The following is a 22,258-nucleotide window of genomic DNA, read 5'->3' as shown; positions in this document are numbered from 1 at the left end:
ATCCCGAAGTGAGGCTTCCTACATCTCTTCGTGCGTGTCCGGGTCGCCGTCCCAGAGGCGCCCGCGCTCGAGGCCGGAGATCGCCGCCATCTCGGCGTCGGTCAGCTCGAAGCCGAAGACGTCGAGGTTCTCGCGCTGCCGGGCCGCGTCGCCGGACTTCGGCACCGGGACGGCACCGATCTGGACGTGCCAGCGGAGCACGACCTGCCCGGGGGTGATCCCGTGCGCGGCGGCGGCGTCGACGATCGGCTGCTCCGTGAGGAGTTCCGACCGCTTCGCGAGGGGGCTCCAGCTCTCGGTCACGATGCCGAGCTCCTGGTGCACCTTCCGCAGTTCGCCCTGCGGGAAGTACGGGTGCAGCTCGACCTGGTTCACGGCCGGGGCGACACCCGTGGCGTCCACGATGCGACGCAGGTGCTCCGGGGTGAAGTTCGAGACGCCGATCGAGCGGACCTTGCCGCTGTCGCGGAGGTCGACGAAGGCCTTCCAGGTGTCGACGAACTTGTCCACCGACGGGTTCGGCCAGTGGATCAGGTACAGGTCGACCGAGTCGAGGCCCAGGTTGCCGAGGGTCTCGTCGATCGAGCGGTGCGCCTCGTCGTAGCCGTGGTGACGGCCGGGGAGCTTCGACGTGACGACGAGGTCCTCGCGCGCCACCTCCGACTCGCGCACGGCCCTGCCGACGGCGTCCTCGTTGCCGTAGTTGAGCGCGGTGTCGAGCAGCCGGTAGCCGCCCGCGATCGCCGTCCCGACGGCCGCGGCGCCCTCGTCGCCGTTCAGCCCGTAGGTGCCGAGGCCGAGCTCCGGGAACCGGTGTCCGTCGTTCAGCTCGATGGTCGGTGCGCCGACCTGCATCAGCGGACCCCGAGCAGGTCGATGACGAAGATCAGGGTCTTGCCGGACAGGAAGTGGCCGCCGCCGGCGGGGCCGTAGGCGAGCTCCGGCGGGACGACGAGCTTGCGGCGCCCGCCGACCTTCATGCCGGGGATGCCCTCCTGCCAGCCGCGCACCAGGGCGGCGAGCGGGAAGTCGATCGGCTCGCCGCGGTTCCACGAGCTGTCGAACTCCTCGCCGGTCTCGTACTCGACGCCGGCGTAGTGCACCTTGACGGTCGACCCGGCGGAGGCCACGTCGCCGGAGCCCTCGACGATGTCGGTGATGACGAGCTCGGTGGGGGCGGGGCCCTCGGGGGCGTCGAACTCGGGCTTGCTGTTCAGGTCAGTCATGCCCGCCAGTCAACCAGAGAGCGCGGACATGGCCCCGCACGTCCACGGACGGCGCCGCAGCCCCCAGAATGGTTCCACCGTGACATCATCCACACCGACCGGCGAGCGCCGACGCCGTCTCCTCGCCGACCTCACCCCGCTCCGCCGCTCCCCCGCGTTCGCCCGGCTCTGGCTCGGCACCGCCATCGCCGGCATCGGCACGCAGATGACCACCGTCGCCGTCGGCCTCGAGGTCTACGACATCACCGGTTCGACCTTCGCGGTCGCCCTCGTCGGCGTGATCGCGCTCCTGCCGATGATCGTCGCCGGCCTCTACGGCGGCATGCTCGCCGACGCGTTCGACCGGCGCACCGTCGCACTCGTGTCCGCCGTGATCGCCTGGGCCGCCGTGGCCCTGATCGCCACGCACGCATGGCTCGGACTGCACAGCGTCGCCCTGCTCTACGTCCTCGCCACGGTCAACGCCGTCGCCGCGACCGTGAGCAACGCGTCCCGCTCCGCGATCGTGCCCCGGCTCGTGGGCACGGACCTGCTGCCGGCGGCGAGCGCCCTCGGCGGCATCGCCTCGGGGTTCCAGGTCACGGTGGGTCCTGCGGTCGCGGGCGTGCTCATCGCGGCCGTCGGCTTCGCCCCGACGTACACGATCGACGTGGTCCTGTTCACGTTCGCGTTCCTCGGGGTGTTTACCCTGCCGCGGATGGCCGCCGACCGGGACGCGCTCCGTCCGGGGCTCAGCTCGCTCGTCGAGGGGGCGCGGTTCCTCCGACGGTCGCGGAACATCACCATGACGTTCGTGCTCGACATCGTCGCGATGACGTTCGGGCAGCCCCGCGTGCTCTTCCCCGCGATCGGTGCGCTCGTGATCGGCGGCGGGTCGATCACCGTCGGCACCCTCACCGCGGCGTACGCGATCGGAGCCCTGCTCTCGAGCGTCTTCTCCGGTCCGCTCGGCCACGTCCGCCGCCAGGGCGAGGCGGTCGGCTGGGCGATCACCGCCTACGGTGGCGCGATCGCGGCGTTCGGCGTGGTCATCGCCTGCGCCCACGCGCTCGGCGGCCGCGAGGGCGACGCGTTCAGCACCGGCATCCTGCCCGCGCTCGGCCTCGCGGCACTCTTCCTCGCGGCGGCCGGCGGTGCCGACAACGTCAGCTCGGTGTTCCGGAACACGATCCTGCAGGCCGCCTCCCCGGACGGCATGCGCGGACGCCTGCAGGGCATCTTCATCGTCGTCGTCACCGGTGGACCGCGGCTGGGCGACCTCTACGCGGGGCTCGTGGTCGCCGCCGGCATCGCGTACCCGCCGATCATCGGCGGCGTGCTGATCATCGGCCTGGTCGCGCTGCTCCTCCGCGCGGTGCCGTCCTTCCGCCGGTACGACGCACGGCACCCGCACGCGAACTGACGAGCGGAGCGGCCGCCGGAAGCGACCGTCGACCGGACGGGAGGCGCGGTGCGGGCCGCCACCGCGCCTCCTGGCCCGCAGGTGTCGGGTACCGTACAACGCATGCCGGACAGCGCATCGCGCGACCTCCAGCGGACGGGAGTCCGCGCCGTGGTCCGGCGCACCTACCACTCGGTCATCCGGCACCGCGTCGTCGACGCGGCGGCGTCGCTGACGTTCTTCGCGCTGCTCACGGTGTTCCCGACGACGCTGACCGTGGTGTCGGCCCTGTCGATCGTGGACCGGCAGGGCGACAGCCTCGAGGACATCATCGGGATCCTCGGGTTCATCGTCCGCCCCGAGACGGCGTCGCACCTCGAGGGTCCGCTCCGGCAGCTCCTCACCCTGGACAACCCGTGGCTCGGCTTCGCGATCGGCGTCGTGCTGACGCTGTGGTCGCTCTCCGGGTACGCGACGGCGTTCGGCCGGGCGATGAACACCGCCTACGAGGTCGAGGAGGGGCGTCGCATCTGGAAGTTCCGCAGCATGATGCTCCTCGTCACGCTGCTCGTGATGGCCGGCGGTGCGATCGCGATCGTGATCCTGCTCGGCACCCCGACGATCTCCGCCGCGGTCATCCGGTCCTTCGGGTGGGCGCCGTGGATCGACGACCTCTGGAACGTGGTGAAGTGGCCGATACTCGCCGCCGACCTCGTCGTGATGGTCGCGGTGCTGTACTACGCGACGCCGAACGTGAAGACACCGCAGCTGCGGTGGGTGTCCGCCGGTGCCGGGTTCGCCATCGTGACGTGGGCGCTGGCGACGCTCGGGTTCTCGCTCTACGTCGAGACGATCGGCGGCGGCAACAAGGCGTACGGGTGGCTCGGTGGCGCGATCCTGCTGCTCGTGTACCTGTACATCTCGAACTTCGTCCTCGTGGTGGGCGGTGAGCTCGACTCCGAGGTGATCCGGATGCGCCAGCTCCTCGCCGGGATCGAGGCCGACGAGTCCATCCGGCTGCCGCTGCGCGACGTCACGCGGAACTTCACGCTCGCCCGGTGGCGGGACGCCGACATCGCCGCCGCGCACCACGTCCGGACGATCGCGGCGCAGCGGGCGGCCGAGGACGACGCCGATCCCGCCCGTGCCGAGGCGGCGGAACACCTGCGGGACCTGTCCCGGCAGGTGCGGGTCGGCGAGCCGCCGATGCCGTAGGCGCCGGGTGAACGCTGCTCGCACGGTGCGAGCCCGCGATCGCAGTGTGCGAGGTTCCGACCGGTGTGGGAGCGCGATTGCCCCGCACCGTGCGCGGAACCTCGCACACTGCGGAGGCGCGGCGCGGCGCGGCGCCGCGCCGCGCGTCAGCGCTCGCGCGCCGCCCGGTCGAGCATCTCCTCGGTGACGACCGGGATCGCCCCCGTGGCCAGCTCGATGCCCGACAGCCGCGCCGGGCTCAGGACGCGCTGGACCTGGTCCTCCTCCATGAGCCCCGCCGCGGTCACGAGCGTCGAGATGGGCGTCGAGGTCGTCAACGCCGTGTGCGCGATCGACGCCGCGGCCGCGTACCCGATGTACGGCGTGAGCGCGGTGACGACGCCGACGTTCGTGTCGACCTGGGCCGCGAGCTTCGCCTCGTTCGCCTCGATCCCGGCCACGCAGTTCACCCGGAGCGTCGCGCACCCGCTCGCCATCCACTGCAGCGACTGCAGGATCGAGTGGGCGATGATCGGCTCGAACGCGTTGAGCTGCAGCTGCCCGCCCTCGGCTGCCATCGTGACCGTGGTGTCCGCCCCCACGACCGCGAACGCGATCTGGTTCACGACCTCGGGGATGACCGGGTTCACCTTGCCCGGCATGATCGAGGACCCTGCCTGCCGCGCCGGGAGCGTGATCTCCCCCAGGCCGGCCTGCGGACCCGAGGCCAGCAGCCGCAGGTCGTTGCAGATCTTCGAGAGCTTCGCCGCGCTCCGCTTCACGGTGCCGGAGAGGGTCATGAACGCGCCGGCGTCGCTCGTCGCCTCGATGAGGTCCGGGGCCGTCACGATGTCGAGCCCGGACGCGACCTGCAGCTGGCGGCGGACCTCGTCGCGGTACTGGGGGTCGGCCGTGATGCCCGTGCCGATCGCCGTCGCGCCGAGGTTCGTCTCGGCGAGCAGCGGCATGACCGTCTTGAGCAGGAGGACGTCCTCCTGGATGGTGTGCGAGAAGCCGGTGAACTCCTGCCCGAGGGTCATCGGCACCGCGTCCTGCAGCTGGGTGCGCCCGATCTTCAGCACGTCCTGGAAGGCGTGCCCGCGCTCCGCGAAGGCGTCGGACAACGCCTCGAGCTGCGACACGAGCCGCCGCACGCCGAGGATCATCGCGAGCTTGATGCTCGTCGGGTACGTGTCGTTCGTCGACTGGCTGCGGTTGACGTGGTCGATCGGGTGCAGGTACCCGTAGTCGCCCTTCTCGCGGCCGAGGAGCTCGAGGGCGCGGTTCGCGAGCACCTCGTTCGTGTTCATGTTCGTCGAGGTACCGGCACCGCCCTGCACGATGTCGACGACGAACTGGTCCCGGAGCGAACCGTCGCGGACCTCCTGCGCGGCACGGTCGATGGCGTCGGCACGCTCGGCGTCGAGCACCCCGATCGCCTTGTTCGCCCGGGCGGCCGCCTGCTTGACGGTCGCGAGGGCCTCGATGAGGTCCGGGTAGACCGCGATCGGCACCGAGGTGATGGGGAAGTTCTCGAGGGCGCGGAGGGTGTTGATGCCCCAGTACGCGTCCGCTGGGACGTCACGCGACCCCAGGGAGTCGGTCTCGGTACGGGTCTGTGCTGCTTCGTTGCCGGTCACGCCCACGAGGGTAGCCCGTCCGGCCGGTCGGGGCCGGGCCCCGGCCCGGGCGGGCGCGTCGCGACGTGCGCGGACGTCGCAGGTGGCGCCGTGGACGCGCGCGGTGACGGCCTGGAGGCGCGGTGCGGGCCGGCACCGTGCCTCCAGGCCGTCAGGGGGTCGCGCCCAGGGCGTGCACGCCGGTCGGCGCCGGACGCGTCAGTGGAACTGCGGGACGATGAGGTAGATGCCGTAGAGGACGGCCGCGCCGGAGACGACGAAGCAGGCGACGGACAGGGTCCGGAACCAGCGCACGGCGGTCGTGACGTTCGACGGGTGCGGGAACCCGACCGTCGCCGGGCCGATCGTGCCGTCGTCCTTCACGGTGAACTTGCCGGCGCGGGTGTCGGCGGCGCTCCAGAAGCGGAGGCCGATCGAGTACACGGTGACCACGAAGCACGCGCCGACGAGCGACACGATCGCGACCGTCAAGAAGGCGAACCAGTCGATCCCCATCAGCGTCGTCCTCCCTTGCGGCCGGCCATGCGGCGCAGGGTGCGCTCGCGGCTCAGCTCGGCTCGACGCGCGGCGACGGTCTCGGCGCGCTTCTTCCGCTGCAGGTCACGCAGCTCCTTGCGGGTGAACACCGCGTTGGCGGCGACGTCCACCTCGATCGCGGCGGCCTGCTCGTGCGGCTTGCGGAGCGACCACAGGTAGAGCCCGAGGATCACCGCGGCGCCGACGACCGCGTCGATGACGAGGCCCGTGACGCCGAGGCGGGCGATGCCGGACGCGACCGCGCCGACGGCAGCGGCTGCCGGGAGGGTGATGAACCAGGCGATCACGATCTTGCCGGCGGTGGACCACTGGATCTTCGACCCGCGGCGACCCAGACCGGCGCCGATGATCGAGCCGGAGGACACCTGCGTGGTGGACAGCGCGAAGCCGAGGTGGCTCGAGGCGAGGATCGTCGCCGCGGTCGACGCCTCGGCCGCGAACCCCTGCGTCGCGCGGATCTCGGTGATGCCGGACCCGAGCGTGCGGATGATGCGCCACCCGCCGGTGTACGTGCCGAGGGCGATCGCCAGGGCGCAGGCGATGACGACCCAGAACTGCACGCCCTGCTCGGACGACTGCGCACCCGAGGCGATGAGGGTCAGCGTGATGACGCCCATCGTCTTCTGCGCGTCGTTCGTGCCGTGCGCGAGCGACACCATCGAGCTCGTGAAGACCTGGCCGATGCGGAAGCCGCCGCGCTCGTTCGGGAAGACCGGGCGCCGGGTGATCCGGTACGCGATCCGCGTGGACAGGAACGAGACCAGCGCGGCGATCACCGGCGAGAGGAACGCGGGGATGATCACCACCGTCAGCAGGGCCGCGTAGTTGACGGCGTTGAACCCCGCACCGACGATCGCGGCACCGATGAGCCCGCCGAACAGTGCGTGCGAGGACGACGACGGCAGGCCGCGCAGCCACGTGATCATGTTCCAGACGACCGCCCCGATGAGCCCGGCGAAGATCATCTCCGGGCTGATCGCCACGCCTCCGGGCCCCTCGTTGATGAGGCCGTGCGAGATCGACGTCGCCACCGCGGTGCTGAGGAACGCACCGACGAGGTTGAGCACCGCGGCGACCGTGACGGCCACCTTGGGCTTCATCGCACCGGTGGCGATCGGGGTCGCCATCGCGTTGGCGGTGTCGTGAAAACCGTTTGTGAAGTCGAAGAAGAGGGCCAACGCGATGACCAGGACGACTATGAGTGTGATGTCCACCGCGGGCAAGTGTCCCAGGCTGGACGCCGCCTGGCAAACCCTGTCGGACACCTGCTGTTCATGTCGCCTTCGGACTCGTTCAGATTCGGAACCATTCCGATGGAAGAATGGACGGCATGGACACCGTCGAGCTCCTCATCCTGTTGGTCGGATCGCTCGCGGTGACGGGGTTCGCTCGGGCGAAGGGACTGCCGGCGCCACTGCTCGTGACGGCCGTCGCCCTGGCCGCGTCGTTCCTGCCCGGCCTCCCGCCGATCGAGATCGACTCCGAGGTCATCCTGACGATCATCCTGCCGCCGCTGCTCTACTCGGCGGCGCTCGACGTGTCGTGGCAGAGCTTCCGGCAGTCGATCAAGCAGATCCGTCGACTCGGCATCTTCCTCGTGATCATCACGGCACTGGCCGTCGGCCTCGCGGCGTACATCATCATCCCCGACATGGACTGGCCCGCGGCGATCCTGCTCGGCGCGATCGTCGCCCCGCCGGACGCGGTGTCGGCCGCCGCGATCGGCCGGAAGCTCGGGCTCCCCCGCCGCGTGATGACGGTGCTGTCCGGCGAGAGCCTCATCAACGACGCCGCGTCCCTGACGCTCGTGCGCGTGTTCACCCTGATCGCGGCGGGCACCTCGCTGACGATCTGGCAGGACCTCGGGATCTTCGGCCTCGCGATCGGCGTCGGGCTGGCGGTCGGCATCGTCCTCGGCGTCGCGGTGCACTGGATCCGGATGCGGATCAACGACCCTGTGGTCGAGACGATCATGAGCATCCTGCTGCCGTTCGTCGCGTACATCCTCGCCGAGGACCTCTCCGGCTCCGGGGTGATCGCGGTGGTGACCGCCGGCCTCTACATCGGCTACAACTCGCCGAAGGAGGGCTACGCGACCCGGCTGCAGGAGCGCCCGCTCTGGACGAGCATCGACGTCATCCTCGAGGGGTTCGTCTTCGCCCTCATCGGCCTCCAGCTCAACACCGTCGTGCAGGACCTCGTCGAGAGCGAGCGCAGCCTCGGGCAGACCCTGACCGCCGCGGCCGTGGTGCTCGTGGTGGTGATCCTCGTGCGGCCGCTCTTCGTGTTCGAGTCGTACGTGCGCAACCGCTTCAACGGCAGGTGGTTCCGACCCCTGCGCATCCGGCTCTCCCGCGGCCATCCGTCCCTGCGGTGGATGCGCGGCTCGGCGGAACCGAAGCTCAACTGGCGCGAGCTCACCGTCATCTCGTGGACGGGCATGCGGGGCGTGGTGACCCTCGCCGCCGCCGTGTCGGTCGTGGCGAACCCGGTCGACATCAAGGCCCAGGACACCATCTTCATCATCGCGTTCATCGTGACGGTGGGGACCCTCCTGCTCCAGGGACTCACCCTGCCGTTCGTGATCCGGTCGCTCAAGGTGCAGGACCCGGCCGAGGGCGAGGAGGACGTCCGCAGCGAGATGCGCCTCAACCAGCGCACGACCGAGGCCGCGATCGAGCTGCTCGAGAAGCGACGTCCGGACTGGTCGAAGCAGTACGGCGACGAGGCCGTCGATGCCGTCGTGAACCGGCTCAAGGCCCGGCTCGAGCGCCAGGCGGAGACGTTCCGCCGCGACGCCGAGGAAGAGGAGGACGAGGAGCGCAACGCCCCGGTCCGCCTGCGGGGTGCCCAGATCCAGGACATCCGGCGGGAACTGCTCGACCGTCGCCGCGAGATCGTGCTCGAGGAACGCGAGAAGGGCAACCTCGACGAAGAGGTCATGCGCCGCGTGCTCGTGACCCTCGACGCCGAGGAACTCGCGATGGACTCGGCGCAGGCGTCGCGCAGCCGGTCCTGACCGCGACCAGGATCCCGGGCGTATCCTGGCGGCCCGACCCAGAACAGGAGCGCATCGCCGAGTGAGCACGCCGCGGAACGACGTCCCCAGGAACAACGACCTCCCGGATCGTGACGGGGGGCCGCGGCAGTCATCCGCTCCCAAGCAGCGCACGACACGTCCGTCCACCCGCGGTGGTTCGAAGCCCCGACGCGGTGCGCCGGTCGCCGGCACCCGGCCGACCCGAACCGGCTCCGGTGGTTCCGGTCGCGTCCGGCAGGCACCCGTCCCGGAGCCGCAGCGCATCAGCGGCTACCGGCGCTGGTTCGGGACGCTGCACCCGTCGCTCCAGTTGATCGGCCTGCAGCTCTGGATGCCGCTGTTCTTCATCGTCGGCTTCTGCCTCTGCTACGTCTTCGCGTTCCACGCCCCGCACCCGCACGACGTCCCCGTGGCCCTCGTCGGCAGCGACCCGACCCTGGTGGCCGCGATGCAGAAGGCGCTGCCGGGCGAGTACCTCTTCCACACCTACGACTCCCTCGCGCAGGCGAAGCGCGACGTGCTCGCCGGCACCATGGCCGTGGCGTACGACCCCTCGACGAACGAGGTCTTCAAGGCCACCGCGCACCAGTTCCAGGTCGCCTCGCTCGTCCCCGTGACGCTGACCACCGTCCTGACCGGCATCGGGGTCGCCGCCCCCACCGTGACCGAACTGGCTCCGCTGCCCGCCTGGGACGAGTACGGCACCGTCGCCATGTACGTCATGCTCGCCTGGTGCATCGGCGGCTACATGGTCGCGATGTTCATCGGCATCATGGGCGGCCCGCTCCGGCACCGCACGCGCATGGCCGTCATCGTCGTCGGTGGCCTGGTCATCTCGCTCATCACGAACACCCTCGCCGGGCCCGTGGTCGGCGCCATCCACGGACACTGGATCGAACTCGTCCTCATCGCCTGGGGCTGGATCGTCGCGATCGGCCTCGCCGTCAACGGGCTGAGCTACTTCGTCGGCCGGTTCATCGCCGCGCCGGCCATGATCTGCTTCGTCTTCCTGTCGATGCCGTCGTCCGGCGGCGCCTACCCGAAGTGGTTCATGCCGGAGCCGTTCGCGTGGCTCAACAACGTCGTCGTCGGCTCGAGCATGGTCGACATGATCAAGCACCAGATCTACGGCGTCGGCCCGTCGTACTCGCGCGGCCTCATCACGATGGCCTGCTACGCCGGCGCCGGACTCGTCCTCATGTACTTCGGCAAGCAGTGGTGGGAGCGCCGACGCATCCGTGCCATCGTCACCGGCCGCACGACGATGTTCCAGGACGCCCAGACCGCGAACCGCGAGTTCCTCGGCAAGCAGCGCGACGCCGAGCTCGAGCGCCACGGGCTCACCTCGACCGAGACCGGCACGCTGAGCATCCTCCACGACGACGACTGGGAGGACGAACGCGTCGGCGGCGACGTCTTCATGGGCGGTCGCGACGGCCTCGAGACCGAGACGACGCCCACGGGTCGCATCCCCGTCGTCCGCGGGGACCGCACCGGTCCGGTGCAGCGTCCAGGAGGCGCGGCGACCGGCCCCCGCACCCGTCCCGTCCCACGGGCGGACGGGTCCAGGGCACCGGGTCGTGCCGACGCCACGGGTCGCGCCGCCGACGGCGCCGGCGCCGGCGAGCGTCCGCACGGTCGACACGCGGACCGCTGAGCCCCGGGCGCCGCGCCGCGCGCGCGTCGCCCATGCGTGTGCGGTGCCCGTGCGTGTGCATGTTCCGACATCGCACGCGTCGATCGACGGGCACGATGTCGAACGGTGCACACGCATCCGATGCACGTGCACACTTCGACGCTGTGCCAGTCGATCGACTCGCGTGATGTCGCACGGTGCACGCGCATCGACACGACCGACGCCCGGACCGCGTCCGCACGGCGCGTATCCTGGGGGCATGAACCCGCGCATCGCCTGGCACCGCGTCCTCGTCACCGTCGTCGTCGTGTTCCTCGTGCTGACGGTCGGGTTCTACGCGGCGAGTGTGCTGCTCGCCCCCGCCGACGGCCGCAACGTCGCCGGGCTGTTCGTCGGCTGGGCGATGTTCGCGATGATCGGCGCGATCGTGTTCGGCATCATCGACTTCTTCGTGCGCCCGCTCGGCGGACGGAGCGGTGACGCCGAGGTCATCGCCGCGGCCGAGGAAGCCCGCACCGGCAGCACCCGCACGCAGACCCCCACCCGGTAGGACGACGCGCTGGGACGGCGACGGGTCAGGGTCCCGACGGCGCTGCCACCCCGGTGCCGGTGTAGCCCGAGACCGTGGCATCGTCCTCGGCGAACGTGAACCGCGCCCGCACCGATCCCCCGCCGAGCACGCCCGGCAGCCAGTACTTCGCGTCGTCCCACATCGCGTCGAACGGCACGGCGTCGACCGGGATCCAGCGGGGTTCGAGTTCGTCGCTGCCCGACGGGCTGCCCTGCCAGCGGCGGCAGACGAAGACGTCCGAGACCTGGGACCAGGACGGGCGGTACGGGAACCGGTAGTCCAACGTGCCCCGCGCCTCCAGGTCCGCCGCGTCGATCCGCAGGCCGACCTCTTCCGCGACCTCGCGCACCGCCGTCTCGACGGCGGACTCCCCCGGTTCCCGCTTGCCGCCGGGTCCGACGAGCCGGCCGGTCCCGAGGCCGCGTCGCTTCTCCCCGAGGAGCACCTCGGGGCCCTGTTCGCCGTCGCGCACGAGGTAGACGACGACCACGGCGGGGTGCTGGGACTTGCTCGGGTCGCGTGGGGTCACGCGTCCAGTCTGGCCGAAGTTCTGGCGTAGGCTTTTTCCATGGCGGGCACGCTGCGGGGGCACCATGGCTGAGCCGGGCAGGACCGGGCGCAGCCTCGAAGTGCTGCGTGCCGAGGCGGCCGAGGAGATCTCGATGATCGTCGAGCACCGCAGCCGCCAGGGCGAAGACCCGTGGGAGTTCATGCCGACGCTCCCCACCGTGGACGAGCAGGTCGTGCTCATCCTCCGCGCCGACGCCGTCGAGCTGGACGCCGCGATCGGGCAGCGGAGCGCGCAGTGGTCGATGCACCCCGCCTCCGGGCAGGGCACCCGCCTCGGCGAGGAGTACCACCGGCTCCGCCGCATCGCGCTGCAGCACCCCGAGCTGACGCCGGCGGTGTGGAAGCTCATGGGCGCGCTCCCCGAAGCCGGCTAGGTCGTTCCCGGCCGGGCTGCGGTTGGATGGCCCCATGACCGAAACCGTGCTCGCCGTCCTGAACCAGCCCTCCCGCGACCGCGCGCCGCACGACCCCGCGGCGGACGCGTTCACGTGGGCGAAGCCCCTCGAGGAGCACGTCCAGGTGCAGGACCTCGGCATCATCCGCGGCGACGGGGTCTTCGAGACCGTCACCGTGATCGACGGGCACCCGCAGGCGCTCGAGGCACACCTGGCGCGCTTCGGCCGCTCGGCCGCGATGCTCGACCTGCCCGCACCCGACACCGACGCCTGGCGCCGGGCGATCGAGGCGGTGTGCGCCCGGCTCGACCCGGTCCGCGAGGCCTTCGTCAAGACCGTCCTCACCCGCGGCGTCGAGGGAACGGACCGCCCGACGGGGTGGGTCTACGCGGCACCGTCCGGCGACTCGACCGCTGCACGCACCGAGGGCATCTCCGTCGTCACGCTCGACCGCGGCTACCGACACGACGTCGAGCGGACGTCCCCGTGGCTGCTGCAGGGCGCGAAGACGCTGTCCTACGCGGTGAACATGGCAGCGCTCCGCGAGGCCGGCCGACGCGGAGCGGACGACGCCGTGTTCGTGTCGACGGACGGCTACGTGCTCGAGGGCACGCGCGCGAACCTCGTCCTCTCCGTCGGCGGGCGGCTCGTGACGCCGCGCACCGACATCGGGATCCTCGCCGGGACGACGCAGGCCGACGTGTTCCGCTTCGCCGAGGAAGCGGGCATCGAGACCGCCTACGAGCTCCTCACACTGGACGACTTCCACGCGGCGGACGCGGCCTGGCTCGTCTCGAGCGTGCGCCAGGCGGCGCCGATCCGGTCGGTGAACGGTGTCGAGCGGGCGATCGACGCGGAACTCACGACGCGGATCAACGACTTCCTGCTGGCGCGCGAGGTCTGAGACCCGCCTGCGGGCGGCGGACGGGAGGCGCGGTGCGGGCCCGCACCGTGCCTCCCGTCCGGAACCTGGTCGCTACCAGCGCGGCGTGGTGACGCCCGTGCCGTCGGCCCACTCGAAGACGGACTCGCCCTCGATCCAGACGCGCGTCGCGCGGCTGGTCGCGTCGAGCGGGTCGCCGTCCCACAGGACGAGGTCGGCGTCGTAGCCCTCGGCGAGGCGGCCGACGCGGTCCCCGAACCCGAGGAAGTCGGCGGGGTTCGTCGTGAGCGCCTCGAGCGCGGTCTGGCGGGGCAGCCCCTCCTTCACCGCCGCGGTGGCCTGGTCCACGAGCATGCCGATCGGGACGACCGGGGCGTCGGTCGTGATCGCCACGCGGACCCCGGCCGCCGCGATCGCCGCGAGGTTCGGGATCCCGCGGTCACGGAGCTCGACCTTCGAGCGGCTCGTGAAGAGCGGGCCGTAGATGACGGGGATGTCCTTCTCGGCGAGGACGTGCGCGATCTTGTGCGCCTCGGTGCCGTGGTTCACGACGAGGCGGTACCCGAACTCCTCGGACAGCCGGATCGCGGTGGCGATGTCGTCGTGGCGGTGCGTGTGCTGGTCCCACGCGAGCTCGCCGTCGAGGACGCGGACGAGCGCCTCCTTCGTGAGGTCGCGGGCGAACGGGTCGCCCTTCGCGGCGGCGGCGTCACGGGCGGCACGGTAGTTCTGGGCCTCGACGAAGGCGTCGCGGATGATCTTCGCGACGCCGAGACGGGTGGACGGGGTCTGTCCCTTGCCGCCGTACACGCGCTTCGGGTTCTCGCCCAGCGCGCTCTTGATGCTCACCGCGTCGGAGATGAGCTGCTCGTCGATCGTGCGGCCGCCCCAGGTCTTGATCGCGACGGTCTGCCCGCCGATCGGGTTGCCGGACCCGGGCTTGACGACGATCGAGGTGATGCCGCCGGCGAGGGCGTCGCGGAAGCCCTCGTCGTCGATGTCGATCGCGTCGATCGCGCGCACCCCGGCCATGTTCGGGCCGGTCATCTCGTTCGTGTCGTTGCCCGCCTCGCCGTTCGCCTCCTCGTGGATGCCGACGTGCCCGTGGGACTCGACGAAGCCCGGGACGAGCCACGCGCCAGCGGCGTCGACGACCGGCAGCCCGGCCGGGGGCGAGACGTCCGGGCCGATCGCGGTGATGCGACCGTCCTCGACCACGACGGCGCCGCCGTCGAACTCGGGGGCGGTGACGGGGACCACGTGTGCGTTCGTCACGACGAAGGAGTTGCTCATGCCACCACGGTACCGACGGGGGCGGACACCTCGGCCGTGCACACGACATGCAGATTCCTCGCGGCGGTGGCCGACGCCGCTCTAGCGTCGAGCCGTCGTCCTGTCTCGTCCACCGTGGAGGAACCGATGCCCCGCACCGAGCACCCCTGGCCGTCCCACACCACCGTCACGCTCCCCTGGCGCAGCAGCGTGCGCGGCCCGCGGCAGGACCGCGAGACGACGTCGGTGGTGGCGTCGGTCCCGCCGCGCATCGCCCGGCTCCCCTGGTCCCCGGACGCCGACACCGCAGCGCTGCTCGACCGCGCCGCCGCCGCACTCGTGCACCTCGACGAGCACCACGGCGACCGGCTCGCCGTGCTCGGTCGCGTGCTCGACCGGACCGAGGCCGTCGCGACCTCCCGCATCGAGGACGAGCACGCCACGCTCGACGACCTCGCGCGTGCCGTGGTCGGCGTCCGGGCGAACCGCAGCGCGACGGCGATGGTCCGGGCCGGCGGGGCGATCGAGACGCTCGTGTCCTCCACGGCGTCCGGGACGATCACGGAACGGGCGCTGCTCGCGGCCCACCACCGGCTCCTGCGCGACGACCCGGTCGACGGCCGGGACGCCGGACGCTGGCGGGACGTGCAGAACTGGATCGGCGGCGGCACCACGCCCCGGCTCGCGCGCCACGTCCCGCCGCCGGCCGCGCTCGTGCCCGAGCTGATGGACGACCTGTTCGCGTTCCTCCACCGTGACGACCTGCACCCGATCGCGCAGGCGGCCATCGCGCACGCGCAGTTCGAGTCGATCCACCCGTTCACCGACGGCAACGGGCGGATCGGCCGCGCGCTCGTCGCCGCCGTGCTCCGCCGTCGTGGCCTCGCTCGGATCGTCACGGTGCCGGTCGCGACCGCCCTGGTCGCCGAGCGGGACCGGTACTTCTGGCACCTCGACCGGTACCGTCGTGGTGTCGTCGACGAGTGGGTCCGTGACGTCGCGATCGCGATCGGCACGGTGTGCGACGAAGCCACGGTCACGGCGCTGCTCCTCGACGAGGCCGCCGTCCCCCGCGGGTCGCGGTGGTGGCCGACCCGGGCGCACGACGCCGTCGCCCGGACCCTCCTCGACGATCCCGTCGTCACCGAGGACCACCTCGAGCAGCTGCTCGGCGACGACGCCCGCTCGATCGACACCGTGACCGACGACCTCTGCCGCGCCGGGGTGCTGCGGCCGGTGACCGAGCGGCGCCGTCGCCGAGCGTGGCTCGCGGTGGCCGTCGCCGACGAGGTGACGGCCTTCACCGACCGCGTCCACGACGCCGTCACACACCGGGCGAATAGGGTGGGGTGGTGAGCACCGAGCACGCCCAGGCCACCCCGCCCACCGCCGCCAAGCGGCCCGTGACGCGGACCCACCACGGCATCGACTTCGTCGACGACTACGAGTGGCTGCGCGACAAGGAGTCGCCGGACGCCCTGGCCTACCTCGAAGCCGAGAACCGCCACACCGAACAAGCGACGGCGCACCTCGACGGACTGCGCGACCGGATCTTCGCCGAGGTGAAGAACCGCGTGCAGGAGACCGACCTCTCGGTGCCCGTCCGCATGGGCGACTGGTGGTACTTCACGCGCACGGCCGAGGGCAGCCAGTACGGCGTGCACTGCCGTGCGCCGATCAGCGGCCCGGACGACTGGACCCCGCCGGCGGTGACCGAGGGCGAAGCGACGCTCCCCGGCGAGCAGGTCGTCCTCGACGGCAACGCGCTCGCGGACGGCCACGACTTCTTCTCGCTGGGTTCCTACGACATCAGCGACGACGGCACACGGCTCGTCTACGGCATCGACGTCGAGGGCGACGAGCGGTACACCCTGCACGTGCGGGACCTCACGACCGGCACCGACCTCGGCGACGAGATCCCGAACACCGGCTCCGGGGCGACGTTCGACCCGTCCGGGCGCTTCGTGTTCTACCCGACCGTCGACGACTCCTGGCGGCCCGACCGCATCTGGCGGCACACCGTGGGCAGCCCGGCGGCCGACGACGTCGTCGTGTTCGAGGAGCCGGACGACCGCTACTGGGTCGGCGTCGGGGTCACCCGGTCGTCGCAGTACATCGTGATCGAGCTCGGGTCGAAGATCACCTCCGAGGCGCTCGTCCTCGACGCGGCCGACCCCACCGGCGAGTTCCAGGTCGTGTGGCCCCGGCGCGAGGGCGTCGAGTACGAGATCGAGCACGCGATCGTGGGCGGCAGCGACCGGTTCCTCGTCCTGCACAACGACGGCGCCGAGAACTTCGAGCTCGTCGACGTCCCCGCGGACGACCCCACGTCGGAGCGCGACCGGCGGGTCGTCGTCGCCCACCACGCCGAGCGTCGGATCGAGGCGGTGGACGCCTTCGCCGGACACCTCGCACTCGAGTACCGGTCCGAGGCGCTCCCCCGTGTCGCGATCATCCCGATCGAGGGCGACGGCTACGGCGACGCGCACGAGGTCCCCTTCGACGAGGCACTGTTCTCGGCCGGGCTCGGTGGCAACCCGGAGTGGGACCAGCCGACGCTCCGGATCGGGTTCACGTCGTTCGTCACCCCGTCCGAGGTGAGCGACCTCGACCTCGCGACCGGCGAGGTCACGGTCCTGAAGCGCCAGCCCGTGCTCGGCGGCTACGACCCGGCCGACTACGTCCAGGAGCGCGACTGGGCCACCGCCGACGACGGTACCCGCGTGCCGATCTCCCTCGTGTGGCGCCGTGACGCGGTCGACACCGACCGTCCGGCACCGCTGCACCTCTACGGGTACGGCTCGTACGAGCACTCGATCGACCCCGGGTTCAGCGTCATGCGCCTGTCGATGCTCGACCGCGGCGTCGTGTTCGCCGTCGCCCACGTGCGCGGTGGCGGCGAGATGGGTCGGCACTGGTACGAGAACGGCAAGACCCTCACGAAGAAGAACACCTTCTCCGATTTCGTCGCGGTCGCCACGCACCTGATCGACACCGGACGCACCACCGCCGACCGGCTCGTCGCCGAGGGCGGCAGCGCGGGCGGGCTCCTGATGGGCGCCGTGGCGAACCTCGCCCCGGAACGGTTCGCCGGGATCCTCGCGGCGGTGCCCTTCGTCGACGCGTTGACGAGCATCCTCGACCCCGACCTGCCGCTGACGGTCATCGAGTGGGACGAGTGGGGCGACCCGCTGCACGACCCCGAGGTCTACCGGTACATGAGCGAGTACTCGCCGTACGAGAACGTCCGCGACGACGTGCAGTACCCGAAGATCCTCGCCGTGACGTCCATCAACGACACCCGTGTGCTGTACGTCGAGCCCGCGAAGTGGACCGCGAAGCTGCGGGAGGTCGGCGCTCCGGTGCTGCTCAAGACCGAGATGGCAGCGGGGCACGGCGGGGTCAGCGGCCGGTACGCCTCGTGGAAGGAGCGGGCGTTCGAGCTCGCCTGGCTCCTCGACGTCCTGGGGCTGGCGGACGAGGCGACCGCCGCGTGACGACTTCGTGAGCAGGAATGGTCGGGTTGCCCATCGGCACCCGACCATTTCTGCTCACCAAGCGAGCGCGCGAGCGCGCGCCGCCCGGCGCTCACACGCGGTTGAGCGCGTGCACCGCCTCGTCGTAGGACTCCTCGGCGAGGCGCACCCGGTCGCCCGCGAGCACCCCGTACCCGAACGTGCCCTCGCCGCCGCGCTCGGCGATCGCCGCGTTCGTGCGCAGCGTGTCGAGCGCGTGCAGGGAGCGCACCCGCTCGGTGAGGACGTCGGCCGCCGTCCCGATCCGCTTCCACAGTGCGTGCGGGAACGCGTCGTCGCCGAGCACGTCCATCGTCAGGCGCGCGCGCATCGTCGCCTGCCAGGCGGCCTCGGTCGTGGCGCGGTCGGCGGCCTCACGCGCAGCGGCGGTGTCCGAGGTGTCGTCGGCGACCGCGGCGCGCACGAGTTCGCGGACCTCCGGCTTCACCTGGGCGACGACGTCCTGCGCGACCTTCTTCGGCGACCGGAGGGCCCACGCGGTCGGTGCGGGGCGCTCGACCGCGTCGTCGAGGGCGTCGAGGAGCTCGAGGAACGGCTCGCCGTGCAGGAACGCCACGACGTCCCGGACCGACTGGTCGCGACGTTCGCGGGTGGCCGCCAGGATCCGCTCGCGCGTCATCGCGTCGACGAGCTCGTCCTGCGCCGGGGTCGACGCACGCGGCAGCCGGTCGATGAGGTACTCCGCCAACGCAGCGCGCGCGGTGACGGCGGCGAGTCCGTCCGCCCCTGCGGCAGCGCGGTCGACGGCGTCGCCGGCGGCGAACGCCGGACGGTACGCGCCGAGGATCGCGGCGATCTCGAGGGCGGTCTCGGCCGCCTGCCGGAGGTCGGTGGCGTCGCCGGAGCGGAGCCGCGCCTCCTGGGCGAGGAGCGCGGCGCGGAGCTTCCGCAGCCGCTTCACCAGCACGCGTGCGGTCGTTCCCTTGTCCGGCTTGTCCTCGGCCTGGAGGCGCGGTGCCGGTGCTCCTACCAGCCCACGTGCCAGCTTGGACGAGACGGCGGCGGGGCCGGCGCCGACGGCGGCGAAGCGCCCGTCCAGCGACGCGAAGAGCTCGTGGGCGACCTGCGGGTCGACGCCGCCGACGATCTCGACCTCGACCTCTCGCCAGGTGCGCGGGGTCTCGGGGGCGTCGTCGTCGAGCCGCGTCGCGCGGACCTGGTCGTCGGCGAGCTCGGCGATCTGGTCGCCGTCCTCGTCGAGCAGCCGCGTCACCGTGCGGGTCGTCGTGATCCGGACCACCGGGTGGAGGCCCCGGCCACGGCGCTCGGTGAAGAGTGCGGCGAGGACCTCGTCGGGGACGGTGTCGGCGTCGTCGGTGAGTGGGAAGTGCTGCTCGTGCCGGACGGTGTCGGACGAGGCGCGCTTGATGTGCCAGCCGGCGTCGGGGCCACCGGTCCGTCGGCGCACCGTCACGCGGGCGGCCACGAGGTCGTACCGCTCGGTGTCCCAGTACGTGGCGTCGAGGTCGAACGGTTCCTGGTGCTCGGTGCGGATGATGCCGCCGATTCCCACGAGGTCCGGCAGGGCACCGCCCTCGGGCAGGTCGTAGGTTCGCTCGATCTCGAGGTGCGTGTCGCTCACGCGGTCCTGTCTACCAGGGCTTCCCCGTGTTCCCCGAACCGGCGGGGTTAGCCTGAGCACATGAGCGAGACGATCACCCGCGACGCGTTCGTGCCGGAGGCCGGCGCCGTCACGATGTTCACGACCAGCTGGTGCGGCTACTGCGCGCGCCTGAAGAACCAGATGTCCAAGGCCGGGGTCCCCTACCGCGAGGTCGACATCGAGCAGACGCCCGGCACGGCCGAACTCGTCGCCGAGGTCAACGGCGGCAACCAGACCGTGCCGACGCTGGTGTTCCCCGACGGCAGCACGGCGACGAACCCCTCGCTCGCCGAGGTCCAGTCGCGCATCTGACGCCGCGGAGCCCCGCACAACCGAAGTCCGTCCGAACCGCGCGATCGCGTGGTTCGGACGGACTTCCGTTGTGCGAGAGACATGCGCGCCACGCGCCGGGCGCGCCGCACGCGCCGGACGGCGCCGGCCCTAGCCGCGCTCCAGCGCCTCGGTCAGCAGCGCCGCCATCGCGTCGAGCTGGATGTCGCCGGAGTCGACGATCTCCTCGTCCGAGCCGTCGAGCGCGCGGGCGGCGAGGGACGCCTTCGAGTCGATGAGCTCGGCGATCTTGGTGTCGATCGTCTGGGCGGCGATGATGCGCCACGCCGTGACGGGCTCCTCCTGCCCGATGCGGTGCACGCGGTCGATCGCCTGGGTCTGCTCGGCGCTCGTCCACGACAGCTCGGCGAGCACGACGTTCGACGACACCTGCAGGTTCAGGCCGACGCCCGCCGCGGTGAGCGAGCAGACGATCACGGCGACGTCGGGGTCGTTCACGAACGAGTCGATCTCGGCCGTGCGCTGCGCCGGCGTCTGGTCGCCCCGGACCGTCGCGGTGCGGAGGTGTCGACGTGCGAACACCTCTTCCGCCTGGTCCATGACGTCGAGGTGCTTCGCGAAGAACACGACCTTGCCGACGTTCGAGGCGAGCTGCGCCGCGTAGTCCGCCGCGAGCTGTGCCTTGGCCCGACCGATGCGCCGCACCATCGAGAACACGTTCTCCCCGGTCGGCGAGGCGTCCTGGTCCTCGAGCTCCCAGCGCGCGACCTGGCGGACGAGCTTGTGGTCGATGCCGACGACCGGGTCCTGCCCGGTGCGGGCGTCGAGCGCCTGGTGGTACCGCTTGACGAGCTTCGCGGTGAGCTCGCGCTCGGCGTCGCGGATCGAGCGGCCGACCTCGTCGTCGAGTTCGACGGGGATGTCGGCGATCCGACGTGCCGGGATGTCCGCGGCGACGTCGACCTTGCGGCGGCGGACGATGCCCTGGTCGATGACGGCCTTGCGGGCCTCGACGAAGAACCCGGGGTCGGCCGGCGTCAGGCCGATCTCCTCGAGCTCGTTCATGAGCTTGGCGCGCGGCTTCTTGTCGTCGATCCAGCCGAGGTACTCCCAGATGGTGCGGAAGTCCTCGACCGAGTTGATCAGCGGCGTGCCGGTGAGGGCCATCAGCAGCGGCGACGCGGTGCGCGACCGGATCGCCTCGGCGAGCTGCAGCACGAACTTCGAGCGCTGCGAGTCCTTGTTCTTGATGAAGTGCGCCTCGTCGACGACCATGCCCTTGAACCCGAAGTTCCCGAGCCAGCCGGCGTGCCGGTCGAGGATCTCGTAGTTCACGATGACGATGTCGGCGAACCCGTCGAGGTCGTCCCCGTCGCCGTGGATGACCGTGGCGGTGCGGTTCGGGACCCAGCGGGCGGCCTCGCGCTTCCAGTTCGTCTTGACGACGTTCGGCACGACGACCAGCAGCGGGAAGGCGTTCGCGGCCTCGGCGGCGAGGAGCGACTGCGCGGTCTTGCCGAGGCCGGGCTCGTCGGCGAGCAGGAACGTGCGGTGGCCCTGCGCCGCGGCGGCGATGAGCTCCGCCTGGTGCTTCATGAGCGTGGTGCCCGACCGCGAGTGCAGCGTCGTGGGCTCCGGCAGCGGCATCGTCGCCGCTCCCCCGCCCGCGCCGTACTCGAACGACTTGAAGAGCGGGCCGAACAGCTCCCAGTTCGCCAGGCGACGCGGGTGCGCGACGGGCTGGTCGGCGAGCGCGAAGTCCGGCGGCAGGAACGGGTTCGCGAGCTGTCGCTGCACGACCGCCTGCGGCACGACCGCACGCACCGGACTCTCCACCGTCGGCGAGGGCTCCGCCGCGATGACGAGTTCCTCGGGCTGCAGTTCCATGCCGCCCGCGATCATCATGTCGCGCTTCACGGTGCGGGTCGTCTCGCTGACCGACGCCTCTTCCGTGAGGAGCTGGATCACGCTGGTGTCCCGCGCCGCGGTCTTCGCGAGGATCGTCGCGACGCCGTCGAGCCGCTTGAGCTGCTCGGCGCGCTGCGAGTCGGTGAGTTCGGTGTCCGCCTTGACCCGTGCGCGTTCCTCGCGCATGAGCAGGGCGACCGCCTGGAACTTCGAACGGTTCGACGCCTTGAGCGGTCCACGCTGCGCCGCCGCCTCGACCTCGCGCACGGCGCGGGCGAGCACGGGGATGACGCCGTCGTTGTCGAGCGGCCTGGTGCGACGCGACGCGGTCCGCGTCCCGCCGGCTGCTCGCCGGGTGCCTGATCGAGCCAACGCTCCTCCTGTTCCGCCCGTTCGTGCGGGCGAGCCGCCCCGCGGGGCGGAAGTCCTGAACCGGCGCCTGGCACGGCTCCGGTGTTCCGGGGGCCACCGTGGCCCACCGCTTCGCCGGTCCCCGTCCGGGGGACGTGGAGTCCCGCGGACCGTTCCCATCGCGGCCACCGGGTGGGGCCGGATGCGACGGTCCGCGCCGGGAT

19 protein-coding genes are annotated in these 22,258 nt (G+C 71.6%); 10 read left to right on the top strand and 9 right to left on the bottom strand.

The window, feature by feature from the left end:
- Positions 1-18: 18 nt before the first annotated feature.
- Positions 19-855 carry an aldo/keto reductase gene (locus tag ACIPKM_RS14075; RefSeq protein ID WP_402736953.1) on the bottom strand — a complete coding sequence of 279 codons (837 nt, stop codon included), beginning with the start codon at positions 853-855 and terminating at the stop codon, positions 19-21.
- Complete coding sequence (locus tag ACIPKM_RS14070) at positions 855-1,226, bottom strand: FKBP-type peptidyl-prolyl cis-trans isomerase (RefSeq protein ID WP_092094011.1); 372 nt, start codon at positions 1,224-1,226, stop codon at positions 855-857. Before ACIPKM_RS14070 ends, ACIPKM_RS14075 begins: the two co-directional genes overlap by 1 nt.
- A gap of 79 nt (positions 1,227-1,305) precedes the next feature.
- Here ACIPKM_RS14070 and ACIPKM_RS14065 point away from each other — a divergent pair, with 79 nt between their 5' ends.
- Both ACIPKM_RS14065 and ACIPKM_RS14060 read left to right on the top strand, forming a co-directional pair.
- A complete protein-coding gene (locus tag ACIPKM_RS14065; protein WP_083403314.1) occupies positions 1,306-2,628 on the top strand; it encodes an MFS transporter in 1,323 nt (440 codons plus the stop codon).
- A gap of 102 nt (positions 2,629-2,730) precedes the next feature.
- Entirely contained in the window at positions 2,731-3,822 is a 1,092-nt protein-coding gene (locus ACIPKM_RS14060) for a YihY/virulence factor BrkB family protein (protein ID WP_070416528.1), read from the top strand.
- Positions 3,823-3,968: 146 nt separating this feature from the next.
- Here the strand turns inward: ACIPKM_RS14060 and ACIPKM_RS14055 are convergent, their stop codons facing one another.
- The 3 genes from ACIPKM_RS14055 to ACIPKM_RS14045 form a co-directional block, all read right to left on the bottom strand.
- Positions 3,969-5,441: an aspartate ammonia-lyase gene (locus ACIPKM_RS14055; protein ID WP_070419138.1), complete on the bottom strand. Its 1,473-nt coding sequence runs from the start codon at positions 5,439-5,441 to the stop codon at positions 3,969-3,971.
- A 198-nt stretch (positions 5,442-5,639) separates the two neighbouring features.
- Positions 5,640-5,936: a hypothetical protein gene (locus tag ACIPKM_RS14050; RefSeq protein ID WP_309779063.1), complete on the bottom strand. Its 297-nt coding sequence runs from the start codon at positions 5,934-5,936 to the stop codon at positions 5,640-5,642.
- Positions 5,936-7,192, bottom strand: a complete 1,257-nt coding sequence (locus tag ACIPKM_RS14045) for an inorganic phosphate transporter (protein ID WP_083294992.1) — start codon at positions 7,190-7,192, stop codon at positions 5,936-5,938. Before ACIPKM_RS14045 ends, ACIPKM_RS14050 begins: the two co-directional genes overlap by 1 nt.
- Before the next feature lie 116 nt (positions 7,193-7,308).
- On the opposite strand from ACIPKM_RS14045, the gene ACIPKM_RS14040 reads away from it, so the two are divergent.
- From ACIPKM_RS14040 to ACIPKM_RS14030, 3 genes are all read left to right on the top strand, one after another.
- Positions 7,309-8,997: a sodium:proton antiporter gene (locus ACIPKM_RS14040; protein WP_071295413.1), complete on the top strand. Its 1,689-nt coding sequence runs from the start codon at positions 7,309-7,311 to the stop codon at positions 8,995-8,997.
- Positions 8,998-9,058: 61 nt separating this feature from the next.
- Positions 9,059-10,675, top strand: coding sequence for an ABC transporter permease (locus ACIPKM_RS14035; RefSeq protein WP_402736952.1), 1,617 nt, complete (start codon positions 9,059-9,061; stop codon positions 10,673-10,675).
- Positions 10,676-10,913: 238 nt separating this feature from the next.
- Positions 10,914-11,204 carry a hypothetical protein gene (locus tag ACIPKM_RS14030; protein WP_071295411.1) on the top strand — a complete coding sequence of 97 codons (291 nt, stop codon included), beginning with the start codon at positions 10,914-10,916 and terminating at the stop codon, positions 11,202-11,204.
- 25 nt (positions 11,205-11,229) lie between these two features.
- Here ACIPKM_RS14030 and ACIPKM_RS14025 read toward each other — a convergent pair whose 3' ends face one another.
- On the bottom strand, positions 11,230-11,754 hold the full coding sequence (locus ACIPKM_RS14025; RefSeq protein WP_175475779.1) for an 8-oxo-dGTP diphosphatase: 525 nt from the start codon (positions 11,752-11,754) through the stop codon (positions 11,230-11,232).
- Between the two features lie 64 nt (positions 11,755-11,818).
- On the opposite strand from ACIPKM_RS14025, the gene ACIPKM_RS14020 reads away from it, so the two are divergent.
- Complete coding sequence (locus tag ACIPKM_RS14020) at positions 11,819-12,169, top strand: tryptophan synthase subunit alpha (protein ID WP_070416534.1); 351 nt, start codon at positions 11,819-11,821, stop codon at positions 12,167-12,169.
- Positions 12,170-12,203: 34 nt separating this feature from the next.
- Positions 12,204-13,094 carry an aminodeoxychorismate lyase gene (locus ACIPKM_RS14015; protein ID WP_402736951.1) on the top strand — a complete coding sequence of 297 codons (891 nt, stop codon included), beginning with the start codon at positions 12,204-12,206 and terminating at the stop codon, positions 13,092-13,094.
- Positions 13,095-13,166: 72 nt separating this feature from the next.
- Here ACIPKM_RS14015 and ACIPKM_RS14010 read toward each other — a convergent pair whose 3' ends face one another.
- Positions 13,167-14,366, bottom strand: coding sequence for an amidohydrolase (locus ACIPKM_RS14010; RefSeq protein ID WP_402736950.1), 1,200 nt, complete (start codon positions 14,364-14,366; stop codon positions 13,167-13,169).
- A gap of 126 nt (positions 14,367-14,492) precedes the next feature.
- On the opposite strand from ACIPKM_RS14010, the gene ACIPKM_RS14005 reads away from it, so the two are divergent.
- Both ACIPKM_RS14005 and ACIPKM_RS14000 read left to right on the top strand, forming a co-directional pair.
- On the top strand, positions 14,493-15,701 hold the full coding sequence (locus ACIPKM_RS14005; protein WP_402736949.1) for a Fic family protein: 1,209 nt from the start codon (positions 14,493-14,495) through the stop codon (positions 15,699-15,701).
- Positions 15,698-17,842: a S9 family peptidase gene (locus tag ACIPKM_RS14000; RefSeq protein WP_402736948.1), complete on the top strand. Its 2,145-nt coding sequence runs from the start codon at positions 15,698-15,700 to the stop codon at positions 17,840-17,842. The genes ACIPKM_RS14005 and ACIPKM_RS14000 overlap by 4 nt, the downstream gene beginning before the upstream one ends.
- A 91-nt stretch (positions 17,843-17,933) precedes the next feature.
- On the opposite strand, the gene ACIPKM_RS13995 is transcribed toward ACIPKM_RS14000, so the two are convergent.
- A complete protein-coding gene (locus tag ACIPKM_RS13995; RefSeq protein ID WP_071295407.1) occupies positions 17,934-19,463 on the bottom strand; it encodes a CYTH domain-containing protein in 1,530 nt (509 codons plus the stop codon).
- Positions 19,464-19,523: 60 nt separating this feature from the next.
- On the opposite strand from ACIPKM_RS13995, the gene ACIPKM_RS13990 reads away from it, so the two are divergent.
- Positions 19,524-19,796 (top strand): mycoredoxin, encoded by a 273-nt coding sequence (locus ACIPKM_RS13990; RefSeq protein WP_070416538.1) that lies wholly within the window; start codon positions 19,524-19,526, stop codon positions 19,794-19,796.
- Between the two features lie 129 nt (positions 19,797-19,925).
- Here ACIPKM_RS13990 and ACIPKM_RS13985 read toward each other — a convergent pair whose 3' ends face one another.
- Positions 19,926-22,055: a DEAD/DEAH box helicase gene (locus ACIPKM_RS13985; protein ID WP_070416539.1), complete on the bottom strand. Its 2,130-nt coding sequence runs from the start codon at positions 22,053-22,055 to the stop codon at positions 19,926-19,928.
- Positions 22,056-22,258 lie beyond the last annotated feature (203 nt).

Source organism: Curtobacterium sp. NPDC086286, assembly GCF_044746255.1.
Taxonomy (GTDB): domain Bacteria; phylum Actinomycetota; class Actinomycetes; order Actinomycetales; family Microbacteriaceae; genus Curtobacterium.
Note: the sequence above shows the minus strand (reverse complement) of the source record. Positions and strands in the feature narration are given on the sequence as shown.